Genomic DNA, 24499 nt, shown 5'->3' with positions numbered 1-24499 from the left:
AGGTGTTGCGGGTGCTGCCGTCATGGCCGCCAAGGCCGGGGCTGGCGTTGCGCGCCAGGGTGTTTCGGCGGTCGACGCCACCGCGACCGATGCCGCTGACGGTGGTGTCGATCTGGACGCGTCGGCGCCGGGGGAGGTTCGCCGATGACGACACGCATGTACGGCAGGTGGGAAAAGCCACGTTCCGCAGGGTTTTTCGGGCTCACCTGGGGTGCGTCGATGTTCGGCCTCGCACTGGTGATCATCGTGATGGTCGGGTTCATGCTCACCCGCTCGCTGACGGCGGCCGGTGCACTGGTCGGTGGTGGCGCGCTGGTGTTCATCCCGCTGGTCGTGAGCCGCAACGGCCGCACCGGGTGGGAACTGATCGTGCTGCGCACCCAGTTCGCGATGGCACGCGCCCGCGGTGAGCTGATGTATCGGGCCGGGCGGTTCTCTCGGATCCCAGGGACGGCGAGATTGCCTGGGCTGCTGGCTGATTCGCGGCTCTCGGAGTACGAGACCGCGGGCGGGAAGCGGTTCGCGATGATCCATATCCGCCGCACCGACCATTACACGGTGGTGCTGCGGGTGATCCCGCGTGGCAAGGAACTGGTCGACCAGTCCCAGATCGATGCGTGGGTGGAGGGCTACGGGCAGTTCTTGGCCGCCCAAAGCCGTGGCGGGGAAGTCGTCGCGGTGACCGCAGTGCTGGAGAACGTGGTCGAGACCCGGCTGCGGCAGCGCCGCGAGGTCGCGCGTCTAGTGCGTTCGGACGCACCGGAATTCGCGAAAGCGGTGATGCGGGAAGCCGCTGCCGATATCGGTGGGTTCGGTGTGCGCATTGAGGCTCGTATCGCGGTGACCTACCGGGCGATCGGCAAAGGGCGTATCCGTCGCGATGACGCCGAACAGGCTCGTGAGATCGGGCAACGCCTGCAAGGAGTCCTGTCGCATCTGGCGCGGGCAGGTTTGCCCGCGACCCCGCTGCACGCGTGGGAAGTGATCGGGCTGGTCCGCACCCGCTATGACCTTGCGGCGCAGCGTGACGTCGAGTCCGCGGGGGCGACGATCACGACTACGCAGTCGTGGGACACCGCAGGCCCGATCGCACACGCAGATCGATGGGATCACTACCTGCATGACGGTGCCCGCTCGATCACGTGGGAAATGGATGCCGCCCCGCGCGGTGCGGTCCTGGAATCCGGGTTGGAGGAGTTGCTGCGCCCCCGCGCGGACGTGCCACGCAAACGTGTCGCCATCGTGTACCGGCTGCACTCGGCCGCGGAGGCCACCAAACTCGTCGACTCCGACTTCCGTGACGCGCTGGCGGCGGAACAGACCGAACGCGGAATGGCTTCGGCATCGGCGTCTTTGCGGGTCGGCAACACCAACGCCGCCCGCCAAGAACAAGCGCGTGGCGCGGGATTGACCAGATTCGGTGTGTTGATCACGGTCAGCGACCATCTCGAGGCGGACCTGCCCGGCATCGAAGCATCGGTACAAGGCATGTCGGACGCGTCGCGTCTCGGAGTGCGCCGCTGCTATGGCTCGCAGGCCGCCACCTTCGCGGCGAGCTTGGGGATCGGATTGATCCTGCCCGAGCACACCTCCATCTCCAAGCGGGTCTCGAGTTGAACGGGTTGACGGAAACTGAAGCGTCTTCAGGGGGAACCCGAGTGCTCTCCGGCGGTATTCGGGTGGGTGGGTGCTCGGGTTGGTGTGGAAGCTGGCGGGCTGGGGGTGTGAGGGTCGGTCGGCAGTTGCCGGGCGTTGGTGGCCCACCGGATCGCGTTGGTGTCGGAGATCCCGAACATCACCGACAGGTGCAGCGGGTCCGCGCCGCAGGTGATGGCTTCCTCGAGTTCGCGGTCGATGCGCAGTCGTTCCAGGGTCGCTGCCGGGCCGCGCAGGTTCGGCAGGAACGCGCGGTCTCGAACCTTTCCAACTCCTCGGCCGAGGCCGCCAGCCGAACCGACCGCAGATCCCGGACTGCCGTTACGCCCAACTCTCACACCTCGCCTTCACCCGACGTGGAAGGAGATCGAGAAACATGAGACCGCTTCAGAAAAGCCGAGACAACCACATCACGCCGATCACAGCACGTATCACGGTTAAGGCCCCTGGTCTGCGGCTCACCGCCCCCGGCCACCACCAATCGAACCTGAGTGATGGGGAACTGGCATGAGCGGCAACCGCACCACCAACACCACCGCTGACCAGTCCGATCGGCGGCGCAAGACGGTCAGCGTCGCCGGAATCCGGGTCCTGACACCGGCAGCACGCGTCCAGGTCGAAGAGGATGCGGCGCTGCCCGGGTGGCGTGGACGACGTGCCAGGTTGGCGATGTCGGCAGATGATCACCGCCGGTCCAACGCGGCTCGCCGTGTCGAGGATCTCGACCGTGACGGTGGCTTTCAGCGGTCGCTGGCCCGGTTGACCGACCGCGGCTACGTCGGCCTTGGGGGTGGGCGTGCCGCGGTGGTCGCTTCGATGCCGGAGTGGCGTTCGACCACCGTGCAGGTCGCCGGGTTGTGGCCGTTCGCGATCGGAGCCAGCGCCCCCATCGTCGGCACGCCGGTCGGCAGCCACTACATCACTGGTGCTCCTGTGCATTTCGATGTGATGTCGTGGTTCTTGAGGGGATATATCACCGCGCCGATCGCTTTCGTGTTGGCGCTCAATGGTTTCGGGAAGTCCAGCTTGATCCGGAGGATGGTGACCGGCGCGGTCGCGGCCGGGGAGACCGTGCTGTGCATGGGCGACACCAAGCCGGACTACCGCGACCTTGTCGAACACCTGGGTGGGCAGGTCATCGACATCGGCTACGGGCACGGGCACCTCAACCCCCTCGATGTCGGCGCGCTCGGGGAGATCATCGACCGGCTGCCCGATGCGGACCAGCGCCGCCAGGTCGCGGCCCGGGTGGAAGCCGGACAGGTCAATATCGTCGCGGGGCTGATCGAACTCGTGCGCGGCAGCCGTGTCGCGGACTACGAGGAAACTCTCATCGCGGCGGGGCTTCGCGAACTTTACAGTCCCGCAGGCGGATTCACTCCGGCCGCGCCGCCGGTGTTGTCGGATCTGCTGGCGGTCATCTCCGGTGGCGGGGAACAGTTGCGCCAGTTCGCCGAAGAAGACGACGACCGCAGCTACCGGGCCAGCACCAAAACTCTGCGCCGCTCGCTGCGGGCGCTGGTCGAAGGCCCGTTCGGGGCGATCTTCGATGGCCACACCAGCACACCGCTGAACCTGGACAGTCCCGCGATCTGTGTCGATGTCTCCCGTATCCCCGAAGGTGACACCAAACTCCTCTCGGCGGTGCTGATGGTGTGCTGGTCCCAGGGTTTCGGGGCTGTCGCCGCCGCACACGCCCTCGCTGATGCCGGACTGGCCCGCAAACGCACTTACGAAGTCGTGATGGACGAAATCTGGCGCGTTCTCGGAGTCGGTGTGTTCATGGTCGACCGCGTCGACGCCCTGACCCGGCTCAACAGGCCATTGGGTGCGGGATTGATCATGTGCAGCCACACCATCAAAGACCTCTCCGCTTTCGATTCGGTTGCCGCACAGGTCAAAGCGCTCGGCTTCTTCGAGCGAGCCCGCGCGAAAATCATCGGCCCCGTCGGGCCGGAGGAGATCAACCGCATCCGTGCCGCGGTCGGGATCACCGAAACCGAGAAACTACTGGTGACTTCTTGGGCCGCGCCACGCCCACCCAGCGACGAGGACACCGACACCCGCGAAACGCCACCGGGCACCGGGTGCTTCCTGCTCAAAACCGGAGAATCCGGCGAACCCGGAATCGCGTTCCGGCTGACGTTCACGCGAACCGAGCGTGAATCCGACATCCACAACACCAACCGTCGCTTCCAGGACATCGGAACCACCCAGGAGGCGGGCAGGTGAACGGTGGTGGAATCTCCGAAAACCCTTGCAGCAGTATCAGTTTCGTTGCCAATCGCGCTGATCTTGATGTTGCTGATCTTCGTCGGAGCCGACCCGGCGACCTCGTGTGCGGCGACAGTAGCACCCAGCTCCGCGAGTGGGGAGAGCGGATCGGGAAAGGCCAGTGTGGCTGGGCTGAACGAAGCCAAGCTGAAGCTGGCCCGCAATGGTGTGGCGATCGGCAAACAGCGGCAGATGCCCGACTCGGTGATCGTGGCCGAGCTGGCTGCCCAGGCTACCGAGTCGACGTTCCGGAATCTGGCGAATTCCTCGGTGCCGGAATCACTGTCCTACAGCAACGACGGCGTCGGCCACGACCACGACTCGGTCGGACCGCACCAGATGCGGGTCAGCGTATGGGGGTCGGTCGGCATCGCCCGATTGATGGATCCGACCTATCAGATCAACTGGTTCTACGACCAAGCCACCAAAACCGCTGGCGCCGAACAGATGAGCCCACCGCAGCTGGCTCAGGCCGTCGAACAATCCGCGCCCGCCGCCTACGCCGGGCAACTCGATCTCGCCAAGCAGTTGTATGCGATGTTCGCCGATATTGACCCGGCCTCGATGCCCGCACCACAAGCCGGTCAACCGCCGGCAGGATGCGGTGCGACCGGATCGGGTGCACCGCTGAGCGCTGGAGGGCCTTTCGGGCAAGCGGTCGTGGAAGCGGCGCGGCGATGGATCGGCACACCGTACGTGTGGGGTGGCGGCAACCAGGACGGGCCGACCGGCGGCGGGTTCGACTGCTCCGGGTTGACCTTGTACGCGATCTATCAGGCATCCGGTGGGCAGATCCGGCTGCCGCACTACACCCAAGCTCAGCAAGATCATCCATCTGCACAGCCGGTGCCGTTCGAGAAGAGGGAACCGGGAGACCTGGTGTTCTTCACCGAACCCGGCGCCACGGATTCCCATCATGTCGGGATCTATGCGGGCCGCAACGAACAAGGTCAAGACCTGCTTTTGCACAGCCCGCAGAGAGGGCAAAACGTCGCTCTCACCCCACTGAGTGCATGGACCGGCGAGCACATGGACGTGCGCAGATACACCCCGACCTCCACCACCACCACTGCCGAGGTCTCGGCGAACGACGAAGCGGGACAACGCCATCGATGACAACGAAGACCAGCGGCCGTGCCGCGCAGCAATTCCGCGCAGCGTATCGCGATCGCGATACGCGTCGCCTGACAACGAAGGAAATCAAGGGAGTCCTGCGATGACAAGCCCACAACCACTCGCCGGCGACAGCGCCGCGGGTCTCGAAGACCAGCATTTTCAGCGTAGCGAAGGTGCGTCGATCGACCGGCCTGCCGATTTCGTGGTGCTGCAGCCCGATGGCGCGGCCATCTACGGCTCGCGTGAGCGCGATCAGGGGTTGCGGGGCGCTATCGGCGCGCATGTGCCCGACCTGGACACGCAGGGCATGGGGAGGGTGCGGGCCTGGTTCGCCGAGGACTTCGCCAGGCGCGCCTTGCATCCGAACCCGCTGGCCGACCAAGTGCTCGCACGGTTGGGCTATGACCACCCCAGCGGGTGGTATGGCCCGGTCGCGGTGACCATGGAAGAAGACGCGACCGGCCACATCCCGCCGCTGGTCTCCGATGTCCGCGAGACGGTGAACGAAATACTCGCCGCGGTGACCGAGAATTCTTGGCTGCGTGAAGTCGGTGATCTGGCGGCGGCGAATTCGGTATGGAGTTCCGCGAATATTCAGGCGGATGATTCGGTGCTGCGTAAAGCCGAGGAAAGGGCGCATAGAGCCGGGATATCCTGGAAGGATATTGATGGGGTCCGTACGGTCGGATTTCTGGATCAGCAGTGGACTGATATTCGCAACTCGCGGAATATTGGGGAATCGATTCGCGCAAGCCTGCTGGAAATAGCCGACGCCGACGCATGGATGCTCCGATATATGGTCGCCGTCGACGTCATCCGCGACCAGCAGCACCGGGCAGAAGGTTCCATCGCCGAGCGGGGTCCCGACGCGCAACAGTACGAGCGGAACATGGCCGCACTGCGAATGAACGTAGAGACTATCGCGGATCTGATCGATATCACTGACGCCGAGTTCACCGCTATCCGTGCCCGCACGACAGATAACTGGCGTCGAATGATTTCTGCGACCGCAGAGGGTATCGCCTCCCTTGGAATCAGCGAAGAGGCGTGGAACTACCTGTGCGAACCTTGGTTTGAGATCCGATCCAACAGGATAGCGAATAGTCTCTGTTACCGCCGCGCGGTGGTGACCGAACCACTGCTACCGCCGCCGCATGAAATGGCCGCACAGGCCAGAGATGCCCTGCGGGTCGAGCCGCAGACCCCACAGTCCGATCAGGTAGCCCGCCCGCGAGAAGAACTCAGCGACCGCCCCGGATCGGTGCCGCCCGATGCGGCGATCGATCTCGGCACAGATTTCGAGTAGGAACCAGGCGAGATGCCCGATAACGACTCCCAGGCGCGCGCACCACGAGATCTCGGGTTCTCGCTATGACCGACCACATGCTCAGTCCTGGATCGGCGCGGCGGGACACGAAATCTAGGGCCGCCCAAGGATCTGTCGAACAAGGCCGGTATGAAGCCGGTCCGCATTCACACCAGAGATCCCGGCACATCCAGATCACCGATAGAAAATCTGAAATATGGTGTCTGCCAGATGATTCGGGTCCGCGACTGTGACTGCCTCGGCATCGGATGGCGGCGCGGCCAGCGCGGTGGCTCTGGGAATGCTGAAGGTGATCCAGAACGTCACCGCTGATCTGGCGCTGCTCGCCGACGGGCCCAGCGGTGGCGAGCTCAGGATGTGGCGCAACAACTTACGCGGGCTGTCGGTGGCATCACAGCTGGTCGAGGAACAAGCTCGTGCTATCGGGGTGCCCGGTACCTGGATCGCCGTCGCTAAGAACGCCGGAAATACGGGAACACGATGGACTGGCGGTGAGTCGATGCCTCTGGTCGCCGCGGTGGATCGCGAGCCGTTGCTGGCGCAGCTGCGTGAGCAGGTGGTGCTGCTCTACGACATGACCGTTACCCACACGGTGTGCGTGGACCGTTTCGGCGCTGTCCCCGGCGATCTCGCCGAGCGGTTCCGGGAGCATCTGCGGTTGCAGTGGTCCCGGGTCGCGATGGTCGCTATCGCCCTCGAGGTGACCGAGACCGAGGTCGCGGGATGGTGGTTCGACGCTGACGCATGGAGATCGGTGCTGGCGTCAACCCGCGAACAGGCCGCATCGCAACTGCTCAAACGGTGGAGAACCCACACGAAGACGACCGCGGTGAGCGACGCGAACGTGCGAGTCGAAGCCCTGAGCATGGCGGGGATCAGCCTCGGCGACGCCGCCACACACCAACTACCACCGCGCCCCTCTGAGCTGATCAAGGCCGCTGAAACAGCGTGGCGCAGTAGCGCCGCGACCAGCGCCACGGGCATCGCCTCGGATCTGGGGACAGATGGCGACAGCGCGATCAGCGACGCCGTTGACGCCGCGCTCGGGGGCAGTGCAAACCGCGCCTGGCAGGGCGAGGCCATCGGAGGCGACACCACACACGGCACAGCGACGCAGGCGTCGCCCATGCCGGACCCGGACTCATGACCGGTCGGGGTGAAAGCCGCTGCACCGCAATCGAACCGAACACCCAACGAGCCAACGAGCCAACGAGCCAACGAGAAAGGCAGTCACCAATGACAGTCACACTGACCGTGACCCCCGCTGACGCACACACACTCACCCTCCCGCAGTTGGTGGTGCGGGGCTTGGCGCGTGAGCTGCGCGGTTGCACCAGTTACCAGCAGCTGGACCGTGTCGCTACCGAACACCGATTCAACACTGCGGAACTGTTCGCCAAATTCACTGCCGCATTGCGAACCGAAGCGGGGATCGACTATACGCGGTTGCGCGAGAACCAGCTGGCGCGAGAGCAAGCCCACGCCCGGCTGGCCGAACGCGGGACACGCCGACCACACCTGTTGTTGTGGTCGGCCGCGACGAGCGAGCAGTTCACGCTGTGTGGCGCCGACGGGCGAGTGATCTGGCGGCAACGCTTCGAGGCTCTCACCCCGCCCGCAGTGATCGAATCCGAAGCGGACGCGGTCGAATCCGCTGCACGCCAGACGATTTGGCTGGCCCGACAGGCTCGCCACGACAGGGGTGACCCGGTCGCCACACCGAACCTGATCCTCGCGTGCAGAAGCAGCGACCTGCTCGAGAACTTGGAGCATGTGGCGTTCGTCGCCGGACTCGTGCTGGATCTGATCACCGACCGGGACCACAACCCCGCCCATGACCAGTCCATCGGCACCACCCCCGTCGACTGGCGCCGCATCGATCTGGGCACCCTGATCCAGCACCGGATCCCGACATGAGCGGCATCCGAGCCCGTGCGCTGGTCGTGGCAGTGGCAACGAGCTCCATCGTCCTGGGTGCTGGCTGTGCCCACGAACCGGCCATCGGCAGCGGGAAAGTGTGCACTGCAACCGGATTCGCCTCTCCTTACGCCACGGTCGATCCCTGTTCGGGCGAAGCGGTGCTGAGAGCGGCGGTCGCGGCGGTCTTTACCTATCAGCCCCAGATCCAGGCTGATCAACGCGTCGCGTTCCAGCACGCGAAACCGTTGCTAGACCCGGCGTTCGCCGCTGCTGGTGAATCGGCGGCGACGGTGTTCACGCCGATCACTGCGGCGCGCTGGCAGGAATGGCGAACCCAACTCGTGAGCGTGACGGCCACCGCGCGAATCACCGGCGATGACCATCCGCCCGATACCGCGACCTTGATGAGTCGTGTCCTCGGGGTCGATCTGCATCTGGGTGAGGCCAGCCCTGCGATGAGGTTCGCGGTGTACGCGCACGTCACCCGCTCGGGCCTGTCGAGTCCGTGGCTGGTCGCGGCCTTGGAGGTGACCGGATGACCGGGGATCCTGTCGAGGAGGGCGGTCAAGCGGTGCGTCAGGGGTTTATCCAGGCATTCCAGACCGGAGCGATGGTCGGCAACTTCCTGCAACGCCGCGGCGCCGAGTCCCGCTCGGTGGAAGAGCATTTGCAGCGGATGCAGGATGCCGGAGCGCGTGAGTTGCGCGAGGGGCAACTGCACTGGGCGAAATTGCAGGGCTACGCCGATCGCCAGACACAGGGACAGCGGCTGTTCGAACTCGACGAGCAAGCCAAGCGCGATGATCAGACCCGCAAACAGGCTGTGCATCAACGTCAACTGGACGGATACAACGACCGCGCCCGGTGGGGCGAAGCCCTGAACAACGCCGAAATCGAGGTCAAAAGCGAGCAGATCCGACGAGGCAATGCGGACCTGAAACGTCGCGACCGCGAGAGCGCGGCCGAGCAGCAGCGCAAAAACGAGACCCACCAACTGCAGAAAGACGGGTACGCCGACCGGTCGAAGTACGCGAAAGACTTGTACGACCTGGACGTCAAGTACAAGAAGCTGCTGATCGACATCCGCCGCCGCGCTGCCGGTTTCAGCGAAACGTTGTCCACCACGAGCGGCGAGGACGCGGCAACGCACCACGCCTCGGTCGGGTTCGCCGCCGCCCATCACACCGCGGATCTGTCCGAGGAGCACCGCACCCATGCCGCCGCCTATGACGAGCGGTTCAGCGACGACACCGGCACCGATCCGCAGACCTATCTCGACGGCGACCCCGACACCGGGCAGCCGGGCACGACGATGGTCCCCTACGGCACCAGCCCGGATGATGACCTGCCCTACATCGACGTCGAGACAGTCGAGGTCAACGAGATCGACGTCGCGACCCGCACCCGGAACCCGGAACCATTGTTGGACGCGGTCGCCGGGCTGACCGAGGAACTGACACTCGGTGTGCACGCCGAACACCTCCTCGACGACGTGGCCGGCCCCCGCCCGGGCGTCGTTGCCGATACCGGGGACGGTATCGGCGCCGCGATCGAGGACGCCGGACTGACCGGCGAGGTCGGTGTCGGAATCGAGGCCGACTTCGGACCGGCGCCGACTGGTCGGGTGCTCGGTGTGGATGTGGGGATCCAACGATGAGCGCCCCGGGGGCGAGGACTGGCCGCTGCGTCGACGACGCGGGTGGGTGGTTGTGATGGTCGAGTCGGGGTCGGCGCTACCGCCAGTGCAGCAGGCGTTGCTGTCCGCGATTCAGAACATGAGCGTCGATATACGCAACGCCGCTGATCGGGGCCGATTCGGTTGGGACCGGCTGGATCTGGGCATCGCGCAGGGATGGCAGCACCAACTGCACCATCTCAACGAGGCTCGCGAGGTCATCACTGGTGAGGCCGCCGCTGTTGGAGTGCCGCCGCGGCTGATCGAGCATGTCCGTCAGCGCGGCGCCAACGGCATCCGGTGGCATCCCGGTCAGACGATGCCCATCACCGAGGTCGTCGACCGGGCGCAGTTGCTGGCCGGATTAGCCGCCCAGGTCGGCCGTCTGCAGGAGATGGCCGCGTTCCATGCCGCCTACACACACCGATACAGTGACTTCACCGGTGAACCGCAGACGTGGTTCCAGCTGAGCATGAAAGCGCTGCGCGAGCACATCGGCGCGCTCGCCCACGCCCTGGACCTCTCGCCGGCCGAACGCGAACAATTGTGGCCCGACGCCGCCAGCATCGCAGCGGCCACCACGCGAGCGCGCGCCCTCGATGGCGACGCGTTGATCGAGCAATGGCGGAGCCGGGCGAGCTTGTCGAATCTGATCGCCGAATCCCTGCCGATCGATGTCCTGCAAGGAGCGGGCATCACCAGCGCTGATTCCGCCGCGGCCGGGCAACTGCCACCAGCCCCACAAGAGCTGATCGCGCTCGCCGAGAACGCAACCGACGCCACGACCACCAGCACCGCTGATGGTGACTCCACCCTCGATGCGGCCAGTGCGTGGGCTGGGGATGGGGCGGTGATCCACACGGCGATCGAGCATGCGGGCCTGAACAGCGACACACACACCGCACCGCTGGACGAGGCGACCGATCCGCCTTCGCACCCACTGCACCTGACCACCAACCACGGCATCGACCCATGAACGCCATCACATTCGCGAACAGCGAGGGCGCGGACCTGCTCGACCTACCGCGTGGCGACTGCCCGAGTAGGTGGTCGTGGTGAGTGATCGGCTGTGGTCGAGTTCGGGTGCGGGCCTGGCGATTCCGGCGGTGCGGGTGCAGATGCTGCGCGCGATCCAGAACTTCACCGTCCAGATCAGCAACGCCGAGAACCGCGCTCGTCACGCGAATCAGGGGGACGCGGACCTCACGGCAGCGTGGCGGCGGCAGTTGTGGCATCTGAACTGGTCCCGGCAGCTGGTGCGCGAACAGGCCACGGCGATCGGGATCGCCCAACACACGATCGATCACGTCCAAGCGTGCGGCACCGACGGGCTGCGATGGCGCGGTAACCAGGTAATCCCCGACGCCGCCGCGGCAGACCGTGTGGGACTGCTGGCTCGGTTGGGGACACAGGTGGATCAGCTGGAAGATATGGTCGCCGTCCGCGCCGCCCACAACCACCGATTCGGGGCCGCCGACCCGGACCAGCAGTCGTTTTTCGACGCGCGAATGACCGTGCTACGCAACCGCATCGGCGCGGTAGCCCACGCCCTCGAGATCACCAGCAGCGAACGCGAGCAGCTGTGGTCGACCGATGGCACGGGTCTGCGCCAAACCCTGCAGGCGCGGATGCACGGCTATGACAACGACACCTTGACCGCGCGATGGCTCGAATACGCCTCCCTGCCGCAGCTCCTGGCCGACGAACTGCGGTTGGCAGCGCTGACCAGCTCAGGGATATCCCTAGCCCACGCGCACGCGGCCGGGCATATGCCACCGTCACCACACCAGCTCATCGCCGTCGCCGCAAGCCCAGGCAACACCGCAAGAACCGACGCCACCACCCTCACCGATCCGGACTCGAGCCGCAGCGCAGGCGTTGCGATCGGTCAGGCCATCGACGCGACGGGAATCGACACCGACACCGACACGACCGGCGACACCGCCGCCCACGTGGATGCCGTTGCCTTGGGCGACCGGCTCCCAACCGGTCTTCCGCTTGCCCCGCACCAGCCCGCGTCGCAGGTGGACACCGAGCGCGGCATCGAACCGTAACCCGACAGGAGTCACGCATGAACTTGCGAACCACAATGCAGCACAAACGGATTCGTAGACCAGGAGGGTGGCTGTGACCGCGCCGTCGCCGCCGTGGGAGTCGCTGCCGCCGTGGAAAACTCGACTGCTCGAGCAGGTACAAGATCTGTCGTACCACCATCAGCGGGTCCTGCATCACGGCTACCCCGACTACACCCTCACCCCCGGCAGCGACGACACACGAGTCCGTGTTTGGCAGGCCCACCTGCGGGAACTGGACGCCGAACGCGACCAAGCCGTGATCCGCGCCCGCGCCAACGCAATTCCCGAACCGATGATCGAGCAGGCCCGCGCGCTCGGTGATCGCGGAATCCGGTGGGATGAGCGGAGACCACCACCGCCGGAAACCGCCCGCGGGGCCGACGTGGCGCGCGAGGCGATGCTCGACAGTGTCGCGGACGATGTCTGGGCGCTCGAACACACCGCCGCGATCCTCGCCGCGCGCCGGCAACGCCGCATCGCGGCCGGGATTGTTTCCGAATCCGAGCCGGTCGCGGCGAGCCAGATCCACACCAACATGGCCGCGCTGTGGGTGCGTGCCGCCGACACCGCCGTCGCCGCGGACCTCTCCGATACCGAACGCGCCCAGCTGTGGGGCCGCGACGCACACGGGTGGGCGACCCTGGTGGAGGCGACGGTCGATCGCTACAGCGACACGGTCCTGGAACAACACTGGCGCACTCGAGCGTGGCCGGGCATCGAGTACGACGCCCGAACCCACATGCATCCCCTCGACAGCAGCGGACCGGGCCGCGCCGTCGTCCCCGGTGAGCTACCACCGACACCGCAGCTGATGATCGACAACGCCCAACAGGCGCTCGCTATCACCTCCGGCGATGACCCTCACATCGATGGGCAGGTCAGCGAGAAGGCGATCGCGGCGGCACGGCTGGACGAATTGACCCGCAGCTGGGGAGCTGAACCGCTCGGCGAGCCGGGCACCATCATCTCGGGTTCGGCACACGATCTGGACCGGGAGCTGTGATGGCACCGGTGAGCATCGAATTGGGTGCGCTGGCAGGAGGTTTCGATCGTGACCGATCCTGACCTGACAGCACACCAGCGGGAACTCGCGCGGTGGCAAACCGAGTTGCTGCGACGAATCCAGCACCTCGAAGGTGAACACACCCGCATCTCGCGGCTGGGTTTGGACGGCTACGACGGGCCCGACCCGCAGCTGGAATGGACCACCCATCTGGAAGCGCTGATCGCCGAACGGGAAGCCCTCGAACAGCAAGCGCTGCAGGCCGGGGTCAGCCCCGATTGGATCGCCGATGTGCGCGAGCTCGGATCCCGGCCCGTGACCGTGTCGCAGGAAGTCCAGTTGCCGAGTGCATCGAGTGAGGTCCGAGGGTTCTGGTTCGACATGATGGCCCCGGATCTGTGGAATCTGGAGCGGATGGCGTATCTGGCCGCCGCCTATCAGGACCGCGTCGCCACCGGCCGGGCGACATTCGAGATATCACCCATACAGGCAAGGCATTTCGAACGCAATATGGGCGTCCATCACCAGCGGGCGACCGCGTTCGCGCACATGGCGCAGGTGAGCGAGGCCGAGGGCGAGCAGTTGTGGGGAATCGGTCGAGCGGGATGGCTGAAACTCCACAACTCCTACATCAGCGCCCAGGACGAAACCGGGCTCCACAACGAACTACGCGGCTACATGAGCGCCGACCCGGGATTGCCGGTGCCAGCGTATGTCGCGGTCGACGACGACGGTCAACCGATCCCGCAAGCCGACAGCGTGCCACCGGCACCGGAGCAGATGATCGCTGACGCCTACGCCGCGATTCGCACCCAGTTCATCGAGGACGCCCTTGCTCCGCAAGGTATGACCGCCGCGATCGAGCAGGCGCTGCCACCCGGACTGGTCGGGCAGTGGAACAGCGAAACCACCCCCACCACCGAGATGTCACCACATGCCCATAAGGAGGCAGGTCCCGAACCGTAACCACCGACACCGCAACAACATTCGCGCCCCCGACCGTGCCGGTCGCGGCGCATTCAGTGACAGCGGGTGCAAAATCCGGGTCTTCCTCGCTGACCGTAGGTGCCGGTCACAGGCAAGACAGCCACACAATCCGCCGGGGACATCAGAAATCAGCCGCGCGAGGCGCTGCGGCCCACTTCGACGAGGTCGAAAGATGATGTCCGACAACACATTCCACGACAATCCCGAAACACCCACCGCCACAGCCAGTTCACCCCCGAACCCGGGCGATACAGCCACAGCGGGCCAATCCCCACCCACCGGATCGACCCCACCCGCGCTGGACACATCCCCCGCGCAGGTCGAAAAGCTGGCGCTCGAGCTGTTCTATCGGCCCGAACGAATCGACGGGAAGCCCAGCGAAGCAGGCCGGTCCTCGGCCGCTGACGATGCGGCCGACGCGCTCTACACGCGCCGGTTGCGGGAAGTGCAAAACCTCGCCGCGGCAACAACTCTGCTTGCCGATGCCGCGGTGCCGGGGGAGCACGGTGACGGTGTGCCAGCCCAGCTGGACGCCCTGACCATGGCGTTGGGGCAGGCGCGTCGCGACGCGCTCGCCGACGGTGTCGCCGAGGACGATGTGATCGCGGCCGAACTGCTGGGTACTGAGGGCGTGCCATGGGCGGCGCAGCCGTCACACCGCTGGCTGGGCAGGATCGAACGCCTCGGCGACCAAGCCGAAGCTTCCGCACGACAGGCATTCCAGTACCACGAGCAGGGCATGCGGCTGCGCATACACATCACCGGCCAAAACACCAAGATCCGCGGGCTCGAACACCAGCTCAGCGCCAGCCACACCACACTCCGAGAGCTATTGGGAGACAACGCTGTCCCCGACATCGCTGCAGGCCGAACCATGGGCGACGCCGAAGTCGGCGACGAGAACCTCCAGCACCGTGCAGCCGATTCCGGTCGCGATATCGGCGAGGCCGTCGATGCGACATCACACGCCTCAGACGGGGGGCAATGGGTGCCGGAAACGGAAGCATCGCCTGAGGATCCTGCGGCGAGGCCGGAGTGGGGGCGGGACCTGTGACGTGGTTGGAACAGCCGCGCGGCTACCAAGATCCGCTCTACTACGCCGATGCGGCCTCCGATACCGAGCAGCACCTACGTGCCGACTTCGCCAAGCACTACGCGCTGCGCGAGATCGCACCCTACGGCGAAACACCCTCCGATGTCGCGCGACTCGAGAACTCCGCCGTCGAGCTCGCCGCGCCATGGGTCCACCACGGCATGCCGCAGTGGCGCGCCCTCTGGGGGCAGATCGACGCCGCGACCGACGAATGGGAAACCGATCCCGAGGCGGCGCGCCGATATTTCGACGGCATCGCCCGCTCCCGCCAAGCCGGGGATCGCAGTGTCGATGACATGAGCTGGCGCACCCTGCGCCAGGCCCGCGAAATCACCGGCCACACCGACGGCACCGCATACGGCTCCAGCCAAGACCAGGCAAGTTGGCGAGCACCCGGACCGCAATTACGTCTGATCACCAACACGACCGCGCCTCAAGCCCACTCGGCTCCCGATACTGCGGCGGCCTCGGCGCAGGGGACCGGGCCGGTGTTGAGCGCGGTGGATCGTGCGTTGGGAGCTAGGCCGGGCGCGCAGTTGTTGAGCATGGACGAGGTCGGGGCCGTCATCGACGGTATCGACCTCGCCCTGGACTGGGAGGAAGAGCTCGGCGACCGCAACGGTACCGACCAGTTGGCGCGCCAGGCAGCGCTGCTGTGTGAAGTGCAGGACCTCACGGCCGAACACTCGCGCGTGGCGGATGGACAGGGCGAACCGATCGGGGACTCGCAAGCTCTTGTCGAGCACATGGAGTCGTTGCTGGCTCAGCTGCGTCGCGCCCGCGCTGAGGCCCTCGCCGGTGGAGTCGAGCAATCCGCGATCGACCTCGCCTATCGGGCGGGCTTGGACGGCACGTATTGGAGTGACCGTCCGGCCCACCCTCATTTGGGGCGCATCGCGCAGCTCACCGCCGAACGCGACGACGCCCGCGCCGAAACTGCCGCTCTGCGCGCCGTTGTTGCCGATCTGCGCGACCAACTCGCCCGCCGCGCAGCCGCGCCTACCAGTACCGAAACCGCAGCCGCACCAACACTCTCGACGCCCGCAATCGTGAACCCCACCATCGGCGCCGACACCACGGGCGACGGTGGCGCCGCGATCGGCGCTGCCATCGACGCCGCCATACCCGACGACGCGGGCAACGACTGGGACACCGCCACCGAACCCGCCGAACCGGTCCTCGACAGCCCCCGGGCCGAGGTCATTGAGGAGGCGGTTCGGTGAATCAGGTTGACCCGCAACATAATCCGCAGCCGTTTTCGTGCTCGTAGTCGAGGAGTTCGCGATCATGATTTCCACACGAGAGGCCCGCCGCCGCAGGGTGGGTGGGTTGGGGCCCGAAACCACCGCGCTCCTGCTGTTTTTGGCCGTCATGGTGCTGGTGCTGTTGGCGTGGGTGGCGTTGAGTGCGGGCAGTTGGTGGGCTGGACTGCCGGTGACCCGGCACCCGGTGGTGGCGTTGCTGCAAGTGGCGATCGGTCAGCACCGGTGGCCGTGGCAATCGAGCGTCGTGGCCGCCGTGTTCGCGGTGCCGGTCGCGGTGCTGGTTCGGATGGGGTGGCGCTCGATGGGCTTGCGTCCGCGTATCGATGCCGCCGCCCGCACCATGCACCGCCCCAGTGAGATCACCATGGCCACCCAAGCCGACAACGCCGCCGCCGCGACGCGGCTGCTGCGTGATGCGCCACCGCAAATCCGGGCGCTGACGGGGCCACCGCTGGGCACGACGGTGCAGGGCGGGATCGAGTTGTTTGTGCCTGCGGAGATGGGGGTGGTGATCGCTGCTGGTCAGCGCACCGGCAAGACCATGGTCTGGGCGGTGCCCGCGGTGCTCTCGGGATGGGGGCCGGTGCTGGCGACCTCCAACAAACCCGACGTGTATCGCCACACCGTCGGCGGGCGCGAAGAACAGGGCTCCCGGATCTGGTTGTGTGATCTGCAGGCGGTCACCGGGACGGTCCAATGCTGCTTCTGGGTGAACCTGCTGGCACAGGTGCAGACATTGCCCGCCGCCCGCAAGCTGGGCGGGTTCTTCATCGTCGACTCGAACGCCGAAAACGCTCGCGTGGATGCCTATTTCGACGGTGGTGCGCGAGAGTTGCTGGCACTGTATGTTTTCGCGGCAGCGTGTGCGGGTGGGGATCTGCTACATGCCGCGGAATGGCTCGGCCGTGATCAGGACCAAACGCCGGCGTTGATCCTGCGCCACTACGACCACCCGCGTGCCGCGGAACGGATTCTGGAAGCCCAAAGCCTGTATGCGCGTCAGCGTGACGGTCTGTTCGATATGGCGCGCCGGTATCTCAACGTGCTGACCCACGAAGGCTATGCGCGGATGGTGACCCCACCCCGACGGCGCGTCATCAAGGCCTACGAAGGCCCGAACAACATCGTGATCCTCGACATCAGCGACGGCACACAAATTCATGACCTGCCGCAATTCCAGCCGCGGGAATTCGTCACCAGCAACGACACTCTCTACGCGCTGTCGATGGCCGGACACGATAGCGCGACCCCGCTGACCGCGGCGCTGATCGGACAGATCCTCGAAGCCGCACTGACCGCCGCGCGGGCCAGAGTTGATGGGCGGCTCGCGGTTCCGTTGCTGGCGGTGCTGGATGAAGCCGCCAACTGCGCACGCATCGCCGAGCTACCGGAGTACTACACCTACTGCGCGGGCTGCGGCATCATCTTGATGACCATCCTGCAAGTTCTCGAACAGGGTGAAGCCCTGTGGGGCGCGAACGGTCTGAAGATCATGCGCGCCCAAGCCATCGAGGTCTACGGCGGCGGTATCGCCGCCCTGGACTACCTCGAGCACTGGTCACGCATGACCGGCCCCCACGACGTGGCCGACCGTTCCCACAGCTACGGCCCTGGCGGAGTCACCCGGTCGTTGACCTGGCGCTCCGAACCGATCCTGGATGTCGCCCAGCTCGGGGCGCTACCCAAAGACCGCGCCGTCATCCGATTACCGAACCACGGGCCGATGCTGGTGAAAAAGGTTCCCTGGTACGACAACCCCGACCTCGCGCCCCAGATCCAGCGATCCCTGGACCGGTTCACGGACCCCACCGCCGAGACCGTCGTCCCGCTGGCGACCGGGACCACTGACGACAGCGCGGGGAGCGCGCCATGAACAGTCCGGCACCAACCCCACCCGCAGCAGGCGGCCCGAAACCGAAAGGACCGCCTCAACCGCCGGCGTACCGGCACTTCACTGAATTTGCCGACAAGTGGTTACTGCCGATGGTCAATGTGCGCCTCGCTGAAGCGAATCGGGAAAACGCTTACACCTGGTGCAGTCAATGGTGGCGCCACCGGCCCGTCGCGGTTCGCATCGCCCACCTGCACAACGGTTTCGAAGTCTCGCGGCGTAGCAAGTCCGGCAGTGCGATCAGTACCTATGTCCTGAACCACGTCGACCCGCATTTCAACCTGATCCTCGACGCCGCGAACGGACCGCTCTACCGGTGCACCCGCACCGAACACAACACCGTCCCGTCGCTATCGGCGGACCCGGTGCCCGCGAACTGGTTCGGCACCAAATCAACCTCCACTCCGCAAGCGGGCACCGGAACCGAAGCGAAGCCACAACCGCTGTTCGCCCATTACAGCGACTTCGTGACCGACTGGCTGCTGCCGGTCATCGCTGTCCGCGTCACCGCGAACAACCGTGAAGGCCACTACACGTGGTGTCGGCAATGGTGGCGCCACCACGAGGTCGTCCTGCGCTTCGCCGCTATCCATTCCGTGTTCGAAGCCGCGCGCCGCGCTGAGGACAAGACCGCGATGTCGAGCCTGTTCGTCAGCCATATCGACCGGCACATGCGCCGCATCCTCGACGCCGCACAAGGACCGCTACACCTGTGCACCCCACAACGACACATCGAACTGACCGGACTGCCCAACACCGCGATCGCACCAGCCTGGTTCGGCATCGACGGCACGACCACCCCGATCGAACACCTCGGATGGGGACCCGACTTCCGGGCCCTCGCGCCCGCCTCACAGGCAGGGCCACGACCGTGAGAACGCCGACCCGTGTGCAGGCGCGAGTGCTCAAAGCCCTGCAGAACCAGACCAAGGCGTTGAACGCCCTGGTGGCCAACGCAACTCGCCGCCAGCAGCAGAGCGGGCAAAACCCTCCACAGTCCTGGTTCGAGGACTACCACGGCCGGGCGATTGTGCGTGAGGAACTGCTCAACGCCGCCCACGCGGGCGGGGTACCTAGTGCGTGGATCGACCACGTGCGTGAGCGCGGCGAACGCGGTATCGGTTGGCGCCCCGAGCTGTACCTGCGCGCCCCCGACGCCCTCGACTGGGACCCGATACTGGCCGCCCTCACCGCCGACGTGCACCGGCTATGCGAGTGGAGCGCGCTCGAGGTCGCCTACCAGCAGATCAGCCCAGCACCCGACACCGACATCGGCGCCGACTTCGATCGCAACCTACGCAACCTGTGCGAACGGACCACTGGGATAGCGAACCTGCTCGGCCTCACCGCCGAGCAAGGTCAACAACTGTGGGGCACCACCCACGACTGGGCACAGACCGGATCAGCAACCCTCGACGGTGTACCAGTCGAGGAACTCGTCCAGCGCTGGCACGCCGTCGCACACACCGACACCCGCGCCTACGCACTGCAAGCCATCGCCTTGGCCGCCGCCGGAATCACGACCGTATCCGCGGCGGCACTGCCACAGCACCAACAGTTGGCAGCCGCGATCGATGCCCGATTACTCGCCCCCCAGCAGCGCGTCCGATTCGCCGTAATCACCGGCGCGAGCATCGACACCGCGATCAATGCCGCGAACCTCACCGACAGCACCGAGGCTGACACCGAAACCGCCACCGCGGCAACACTGTTCAGCGACGCAGCTAGCACGGATCCGCTCAGCTTCGACACCGCCACCGACCGTGAGATTTCGGCCCCGGAATTCCTATCGCCGGTCCAGGGAACCGAGCCATGACCGGGCCGGGATCAGCGCACCGCGTTGGCGATATCGCAGCCGAGCAGGCGGGGATGCTGCATCGCGTCCACCAGCTCGCCGCCGAAGCCGCCCGACTACAGCACCATGTGCAGTCCGCGGCGAACAACAGCGCCACCAGAATCGACATACTGGCCCAGATCGCCGCCCTCGACCGGGACCGGGATCTGACCGAAATCCAGGCCCGCGCACGAGGCGTGCCCCGTAGCTGGGTCGATCTCGCGCGCCGCGTCGGACAGACCGGCGACGCCTGGACCGACGAGCAACTGCTCCCAACACCACTTCCAAAAACCAAGCGTCGCAGCATCGCGCGCGTCATCGCGGACACCACTCAGCTCATCGACATGGCCGCGATTACCGTGGCCCGCGAACACCTGCTCGCCACCAGTGGTGTCAGCGGTGAGCCTGAACCCGCTGCGGCCCAACAGGTGCGGCGAAACATGGTAGCGATCTGGACGCGCGCGGTTGCCACCGCCACCTCGATCGGGATGGGCCGAACACAGCGCGCCGACATATCCCGCACCACCGTCGACGACCTCGAACAGCGACTCGGCCACTACCTGCAATACAGCCTCGAGGACCTGGATCCGCAGTGGCGCCGCTACACCACCGCCACCATCGCCGCCGCCGTGCGGCGCTCACTGGCCAGCCTGCGCCGCACCGACCGGGGGACCAACACCGCCAATACCGACACCGACGGCGAGCACCCCCCGACTCCGAAAGCGCTACTCGCACAGGCTCGCCACGCCCTGCGCACGACCGTGGTCGACCGGTCCGAAAGCGGGGCGGGGACTCAGATCGGTGCCGCGATCACCGACGCGCTGCCGCACATGGCCGCTTACTGCTGGGACTGCGATATCGACACCCTCGTTAGTGGGACCGCCGCGCCGCAAGCACATCGGGACACCGGACCTGATCCGTAGCGGCGAGGGAACCGATTCCTGTTGGCCGACATCCATATCCATTGTGAGGAGCCCATGCGCCCAGGTATCGGCGGTCAGCGCTGCGGTGGACCAGATACCGGCCGCGTCAACTCGCCCGTGACCCGCCCGCCGGGCCGCAGACACGAGGACCGCCGCCCCAAATCCACATGCCCCCAACCCTGGTCGGACCCGACGCCGACCTGCCCGTACACATCGTGAAGGAGATCCGTTGATGATAACAATCAGCCCTGACCGCCTGACCCGTCCCGCCGCGTTGCGCATCTTCGAGTTCGGCGACCATCGCATCACCTATCTACCCGACGGTTTCGCGACCCTCGACCCCCGCGCCTGGCTACCCGAATCCACCGAAGGATTGTGGCGCGACCACCTCGCACTGCTCAACACCGAAGGTAATCTCACCGCCAGCATCGGCGGCTTGCTCGTCGAGCACGGAGACCAGAGCTTGCTCATCGATACCGGATTCGGACCGTCGCAGATCCCGACACCGTTCGGGTGGATGGTTGGTGGACAACTCTTGGAAAGCCTTGCCGCCGTGGGCAAAACACCCGCCGACATCGACCTGATCGCGCTCACCCACCTACACCTCGACCACATCGGCTGGCTGTGGCAAACCACACCCACCACCAGTCCATTCGCTGACACACCGGTCCTGGTCGGAGACACCGAATGGGACAAACGCGACCTCGCCCTCGTCGACGGAATCAGCCCACAGATGCTCGACGCATTCGCCGACCACGTCAACCCGATCGCCGATGGCGAGCCCATCTTCCCCGGCGTGCGCGCCATCGCCACACCCGGGCACAGCCTCGGACACACCGGGTTCGTGATCAGCTCACGCGGACACCGTCTCATCGCATTCGGGGACGCCATGCAAACCCCGATCCAGGTCAGCCATCCGCACCTGACCGCAGCATCCGATGACGACCCCGCCCAGTCGGTGAACACCGCTAAATGGCTCCTCGATGAACTCGCCGCGCCCTACACCCTGGGGTTCGGACTCCACTTCGCCGACGTGCAACTCGGATCCGTCACCGACATCGACGGCGTGAGCACCTGGCGACCGCAATGAAAACCCCTGCCGCTCAGCCATCCACGCCGCCACTCAACTGCTCGGCGATGTGCGGCAACCGATCACGGCAAAACACACCAGAACTACCACCGCGACAAGGAGAATCCCGTGCCCTCAGCATCCCCACAAACCACAGACCCCTACCAAGGACAGCGACAGCCGGTGCTGATCCGCCGCGCCCGAGGCCGCGCCGAAATGCTGAAGTTCCGGCACTGGCATGAGCTGGCCGGCAACACCGGCGCTCGCGCTGCCGCCCGACACCTCGCTGCCCTCAACGACGCCGGACTGCTCTCGGCCGCGTTGAACGGTGGGCCCCTGCCCGCAGAACACAGCGCCCTCGGGCGTGGTGGTGTCGCTGCCCTGGCAGCAGCACGAACGATGGCGCTGGTCGCGGTCGCAGACGGGCGCATCATCGGCGGACTGATCGCCGCACCGCCGATACCTCTGGCGCTTCAAGTAGCTGAGCAGGGTCCACACGCAGTCGTTCATGTTGCCTTGAACACCATCATGATTCGAGCCATCGCGGTGGTATCCCAACACCGCGGTTACGGAGTTGGCCGCGCTCTGCTACGCGAGGCCGTCGCGACCGCACGACGCGCCCGCGTCCCGATCATCTTCGGACAGTTCGACGCGGCCACGGTCGGTCTGGACGAGTTCTATCGACGTTGCGGAATGATAGTGACCAAGCCCGGCGCGGCCTTAGCCTTCAGTGACTACCTCGCGGCACCGGTAAGGCATGTCCCTGCGGCGGGCCACGCCCTGTTCTACCTACCCCTGGGGACAGCGGACCGGGTGCGCGAATCCTCTCGCCCCACGCGGTGACCAGGTGGCCGTGCACGGCTCTGGATCACCTCGCTCGATGGTGCGGCGGATGGGCCATACTTGTCGGCTGTGGCGATGCCGACGTTGCGAGAGATAGCCGAACAAGCCCAGAACGACGGACGCGAGACGCTGAGTCTGGGTGGGCCGCTCGTGCGCTATCGCAGCATCAACACCAGCGAATTCGACGCCTGCATGGACTGGTGTGCACAGCTGTGGATGCATGTGGATGAATACGACGACACCGCAGTGTGCGTGGGCTGTATCGACTTCCTCACCATCCGCCTCGGCCGCGAGCACGTCGGTGCCGACATCCTGGACTCCTACTGCCAAGGGGCCGTGGAATTTTCACCGCTGTTCGATCGGGAATGGCTCGACGAGCAGGTACAGCAGCAGTTCGAGGCGACACCGATCAACGATGTGTTGGTGGTGCTGACCGCGCAGCTCGCACCGCCGGTACGCGGTCACCAACTCGGGGCTTGGATGATCAGCCAGATCAGCGACCGGATGCTGTCTTCCCACGACGGATTGATCGTGTTATCCCCGATTTCCGACCAAACCGATGGAACATCTACTGTCGGGCGGCGCGCCAGGCAGAGGCTGGACCGATACTGGCGCACCAGTGGCCTCGTGCCCATCGACGCGCATCCGGAATTCCTCGGCCAAGCCACCGCATACAACGCCCTCGACAAAGCCCGCACCGCTCTCGCGCCCGTTGCTGCACAAGACATCACCGTCGCCGTCCAGGCGATACGCCGATACCACGCACCACTGGCGATCCACGACGACTGGGACTGACCAGCCACATACCTGAGCAATGACCGCAATCCCGAGTCGAGTCGCACGTCAGCCAGATCAGGCCGAACAGCGTCGGCGGCAACGGCGGGTCCGATCGCCCCGCGGGCGGTAGCCGGTGCGTGTATCCACCTGGTGCAACCCCCACGCCGGGTAGCTTTGCCGGGATGGGAAGCAAGGCTGACCGGCGAGTCGCCCGCGAGCGGGTCGCCGCGTATCACAAGGCGCGCCTGGGTGAGCTGATCGAGCAAGTCGGGCGAGCGGTGGACCGGTTACGGGCGGGGGAGCTGGACGTGTTCGAGGTCGATGAGGTGATCCACCGGTACCACCGTGCCGCCCAGCGGTTATGGGTTTTCTGCGGTCCCTCCGGCGCGCAGGTGGAATCGACTGCCGCCCTCATCGAGCGCATGGATGTCACCGGTGAAGCGATCGACTGGTGGCAGCGCGCGGGGAAACAGTCGGCTGATGGTTGATGAGTTGCTGCCCATATCGACCTGATCGAGATCCGCCAGCGGATCCACCGATGTCGAGAAAGGATGGCCGCAGCAGGGGATCCTCGCCCGCCTGTACGAGCATGTCGCCGGTCTGTCCTCGCGCGAACAGAACCACGCCATGCAACGCGCGCTTGCCGCGCCATGGAAAGCCGAGGCCGGACGCTTCCGCGGCGCGTGCCAGCCCCGCACCGCGCCCCCCGTCGGCATAGGCCAGCCTGGTATCGGCCTGCAGGCACAGGGTACGAGTCGGCGGCCCGACCGA

At 66.0% G+C, this 24499-nt stretch carries 23 protein-coding genes; 22 read left to right on the top strand and 1 reads right to left on the bottom strand.

From position 1 onward, the window contains the following. The first annotated feature begins 144 nt into the window (after positions 1–144). Positions 145–1617 carry an SCO6880 family protein gene (locus NP3_RS15150; protein ID WP_063041809.1) on the top strand — a complete coding sequence of 491 codons (1473 nt, stop codon included), beginning with the start codon at positions 145–147 and terminating at the stop codon, positions 1615–1617. A gap of 26 nt (positions 1618–1643) precedes the next feature. Here the strand turns inward: NP3_RS15150 and NP3_RS15145 are convergent, their stop codons facing one another. Further along, complete coding sequence (locus tag NP3_RS15145) at positions 1644–1994, bottom strand: hypothetical protein (protein WP_063041807.1); 351 nt, start codon at positions 1992–1994, stop codon at positions 1644–1646. Between the two features lie 169 nt (positions 1995–2163). Here NP3_RS15145 and NP3_RS15140 point away from each other — a divergent pair, with 169 nt between their 5' ends. The 21 genes from NP3_RS15140 to NP3_RS15040 all read left to right on the top strand — a co-directional run bounded on the left by NP3_RS15140 (position 2164) and on the right by NP3_RS15040 (position 24216). Further along, positions 2164–3888, top strand: coding sequence for a putative type IV secretion/conjugal transfer ATPase (locus NP3_RS15140; RefSeq protein WP_063041805.1), 1725 nt, complete (start codon positions 2164–2166; stop codon positions 3886–3888). A 165-nt stretch (positions 3889–4053) separates the two neighbouring features. Further along, positions 4054–5046, top strand: coding sequence for a C40 family peptidase (locus tag NP3_RS15135; protein ID WP_245720946.1), 993 nt, complete (start codon positions 4054–4056; stop codon positions 5044–5046). A 100-nt stretch (positions 5047–5146) separates the two neighbouring features. After that, complete coding sequence (locus tag NP3_RS15130) at positions 5147–6352, top strand: hypothetical protein (protein ID WP_063041803.1); 1206 nt, start codon at positions 5147–5149, stop codon at positions 6350–6352. 250 nt (positions 6353–6602) lie between these two features. Next, positions 6603–7520 carry a hypothetical protein gene (locus tag NP3_RS15125; protein ID WP_063041801.1) on the top strand — a complete coding sequence of 306 codons (918 nt, stop codon included), beginning with the start codon at positions 6603–6605 and terminating at the stop codon, positions 7518–7520. Positions 7521–7609: 89 nt separating this feature from the next. Beyond that, a complete protein-coding gene (locus tag NP3_RS15120; protein ID WP_063041799.1) occupies positions 7610–8290 on the top strand; it encodes a hypothetical protein in 681 nt (226 codons plus the stop codon). Next, positions 8287–8832: a hypothetical protein gene (locus NP3_RS15115; protein WP_063041797.1), complete on the top strand. Its 546-nt coding sequence runs from the start codon at positions 8287–8289 to the stop codon at positions 8830–8832. Before NP3_RS15120 ends, NP3_RS15115 begins: the two co-directional genes overlap by 4 nt. Beyond that, positions 8829–9950 carry an Atg14 domain-containing protein gene (locus NP3_RS15110; protein WP_063041795.1) on the top strand — a complete coding sequence of 374 codons (1122 nt, stop codon included), beginning with the start codon at positions 8829–8831 and terminating at the stop codon, positions 9948–9950. Before NP3_RS15115 ends, NP3_RS15110 begins: the two co-directional genes overlap by 4 nt. Before the next feature lie 118 nt (positions 9951–10068). Beyond that, positions 10069–10944, top strand: a complete 876-nt coding sequence (locus NP3_RS15105; RefSeq protein ID WP_157124334.1) for a hypothetical protein — start codon at positions 10069–10071, stop codon at positions 10942–10944. Positions 10945–11023: 79 nt separating this feature from the next. Continuing rightward, complete coding sequence (locus NP3_RS15100) at positions 11024–12022, top strand: hypothetical protein (protein ID WP_157124333.1); 999 nt, start codon at positions 11024–11026, stop codon at positions 12020–12022. Between the two features lie 73 nt (positions 12023–12095). Beyond that, a complete protein-coding gene (locus tag NP3_RS15095) occupies positions 12096–13046 on the top strand; it encodes a hypothetical protein (RefSeq protein ID WP_063041789.1) in 951 nt (316 codons plus the stop codon). A gap of 48 nt (positions 13047–13094) precedes the next feature. After that, the gene (locus NP3_RS15090) at positions 13095–14012 is read left to right on the top strand and encodes a hypothetical protein (protein ID WP_157124332.1); all 918 of its coding nucleotides are present in this window, start codon (positions 13095–13097) and stop codon (positions 14010–14012) included. Between the two features lie 196 nt (positions 14013–14208). Further along, positions 14209–15087 carry a hypothetical protein gene (locus NP3_RS15085; RefSeq protein WP_157124331.1) on the top strand — a complete coding sequence of 293 codons (879 nt, stop codon included), beginning with the start codon at positions 14209–14211 and terminating at the stop codon, positions 15085–15087. Beyond that, positions 15084–16349, top strand: a complete 1266-nt coding sequence (locus tag NP3_RS15080) for a hypothetical protein (RefSeq protein WP_157124330.1) — start codon at positions 15084–15086, stop codon at positions 16347–16349. The genes NP3_RS15085 and NP3_RS15080 overlap by 4 nt, the downstream gene beginning before the upstream one ends. Before the next feature lie 64 nt (positions 16350–16413). Beyond that, on the top strand, positions 16414–18264 hold the full coding sequence (locus NP3_RS15075; protein ID WP_157124329.1) for a type IV secretory system conjugative DNA transfer family protein: 1851 nt from the start codon (positions 16414–16416) through the stop codon (positions 18262–18264). Next, positions 18261–19157 (top strand): DUF4913 domain-containing protein, encoded by an 897-nt coding sequence (locus NP3_RS15070; RefSeq protein WP_084508602.1) that lies wholly within the window; start codon positions 18261–18263, stop codon positions 19155–19157. The genes NP3_RS15075 and NP3_RS15070 overlap by 4 nt, the downstream gene beginning before the upstream one ends. Next, positions 19154–20098, top strand: a complete 945-nt coding sequence (locus NP3_RS15065; protein ID WP_157124328.1) for a hypothetical protein — start codon at positions 19154–19156, stop codon at positions 20096–20098. The genes NP3_RS15070 and NP3_RS15065 overlap by 4 nt, the downstream gene beginning before the upstream one ends. Next, on the top strand, positions 20095–21039 hold the full coding sequence (locus tag NP3_RS15060) for an FtsB/FtsL family cell division protein (protein WP_063041776.1): 945 nt from the start codon (positions 20095–20097) through the stop codon (positions 21037–21039). Before NP3_RS15065 ends, NP3_RS15060 begins: the two co-directional genes overlap by 4 nt. A gap of 232 nt (positions 21040–21271) precedes the next feature. Next, positions 21272–22129 carry an MBL fold metallo-hydrolase gene (locus NP3_RS15055; protein ID WP_063041774.1) on the top strand — a complete coding sequence of 286 codons (858 nt, stop codon included), beginning with the start codon at positions 21272–21274 and terminating at the stop codon, positions 22127–22129. A gap of 108 nt (positions 22130–22237) precedes the next feature. Beyond that, positions 22238–22951 carry a GNAT family N-acetyltransferase gene (locus NP3_RS15050; RefSeq protein ID WP_157124327.1) on the top strand — a complete coding sequence of 238 codons (714 nt, stop codon included), beginning with the start codon at positions 22238–22240 and terminating at the stop codon, positions 22949–22951. Positions 22952–23026: 75 nt separating this feature from the next. Next, the gene (locus tag NP3_RS15045; protein WP_157124326.1) at positions 23027–23746 is read left to right on the top strand and encodes a hypothetical protein; all 720 of its coding nucleotides are present in this window, start codon (positions 23027–23029) and stop codon (positions 23744–23746) included. Between the two features lie 164 nt (positions 23747–23910). Next, positions 23911–24216, top strand: a complete 306-nt coding sequence (locus tag NP3_RS15040) for a hypothetical protein (protein WP_063041768.1) — start codon at positions 23911–23913, stop codon at positions 24214–24216. The last annotated feature ends 283 nt before the right edge of the window (positions 24217–24499 follow it).

It is taken from the genome of Nocardia pseudovaccinii NBRC 100343 (genome assembly GCF_001613225.1).
Lineage (GTDB): Bacteria > Actinomycetota > Actinomycetes > Mycobacteriales > Mycobacteriaceae > Nocardia > Nocardia pseudovaccinii.
The sequence above is the reverse complement of the archived record's forward strand: the minus strand, read 5'-3'. Positions and strand labels throughout refer to the sequence as shown.

Coding starts and splice junctions, on each gene's coding strand:
- NP3_RS15150 (WP_063041809.1), top strand. CDS start 145: ATGACGACACGCATGTACGGCAGGTGGGAAAAGCCACGTTCCGCAGGG.
- NP3_RS15060 (WP_063041776.1), top strand. CDS start 20,095: ATGACCGGGCCGGGATCAGCGCACCGCGTTGGCGATATCGCAGCCGAG.
- NP3_RS15075 (WP_157124329.1), top strand. CDS start 16,414: ATGATTTCCACACGAGAGGCCCGCCGCCGCAGGGTGGGTGGGTTGGGG.
- NP3_RS15120 (WP_063041799.1), top strand. CDS start 7,610: ATGACAGTCACACTGACCGTGACCCCCGCTGACGCACACACACTCACC.
- NP3_RS15085 (WP_157124331.1), top strand. CDS start 14,209: ATGTCCGACAACACATTCCACGACAATCCCGAAACACCCACCGCCACA.
- NP3_RS15140 (WP_063041805.1), top strand. CDS start 2,164: ATGAGCGGCAACCGCACCACCAACACCACCGCTGACCAGTCCGATCGG.
- NP3_RS15070 (WP_084508602.1), top strand. CDS start 18,261: ATGAACAGTCCGGCACCAACCCCACCCGCAGCAGGCGGCCCGAAACCG.
- NP3_RS15105 (WP_157124334.1), top strand. CDS start 10,069: ATGAGCGTCGATATACGCAACGCCGCTGATCGGGGCCGATTCGGTTGG.
- NP3_RS15055 (WP_063041774.1), top strand. CDS start 21,272: ATGATAACAATCAGCCCTGACCGCCTGACCCGTCCCGCCGCGTTGCGC.
- NP3_RS15115 (WP_063041797.1), top strand. CDS start 8,287: ATGAGCGGCATCCGAGCCCGTGCGCTGGTCGTGGCAGTGGCAACGAGC.
- NP3_RS15045 (WP_157124326.1), top strand. CDS start 23,027: ATGCCGACGTTGCGAGAGATAGCCGAACAAGCCCAGAACGACGGACGC.
- NP3_RS15110 (WP_063041795.1), top strand. CDS start 8,829: ATGACCGGGGATCCTGTCGAGGAGGGCGGTCAAGCGGTGCGTCAGGGG.
- NP3_RS15040 (WP_063041768.1), top strand. CDS start 23,911: ATGGGAAGCAAGGCTGACCGGCGAGTCGCCCGCGAGCGGGTCGCCGCG.
- NP3_RS15130 (WP_063041803.1), top strand. CDS start 5,147: ATGACAAGCCCACAACCACTCGCCGGCGACAGCGCCGCGGGTCTCGAA.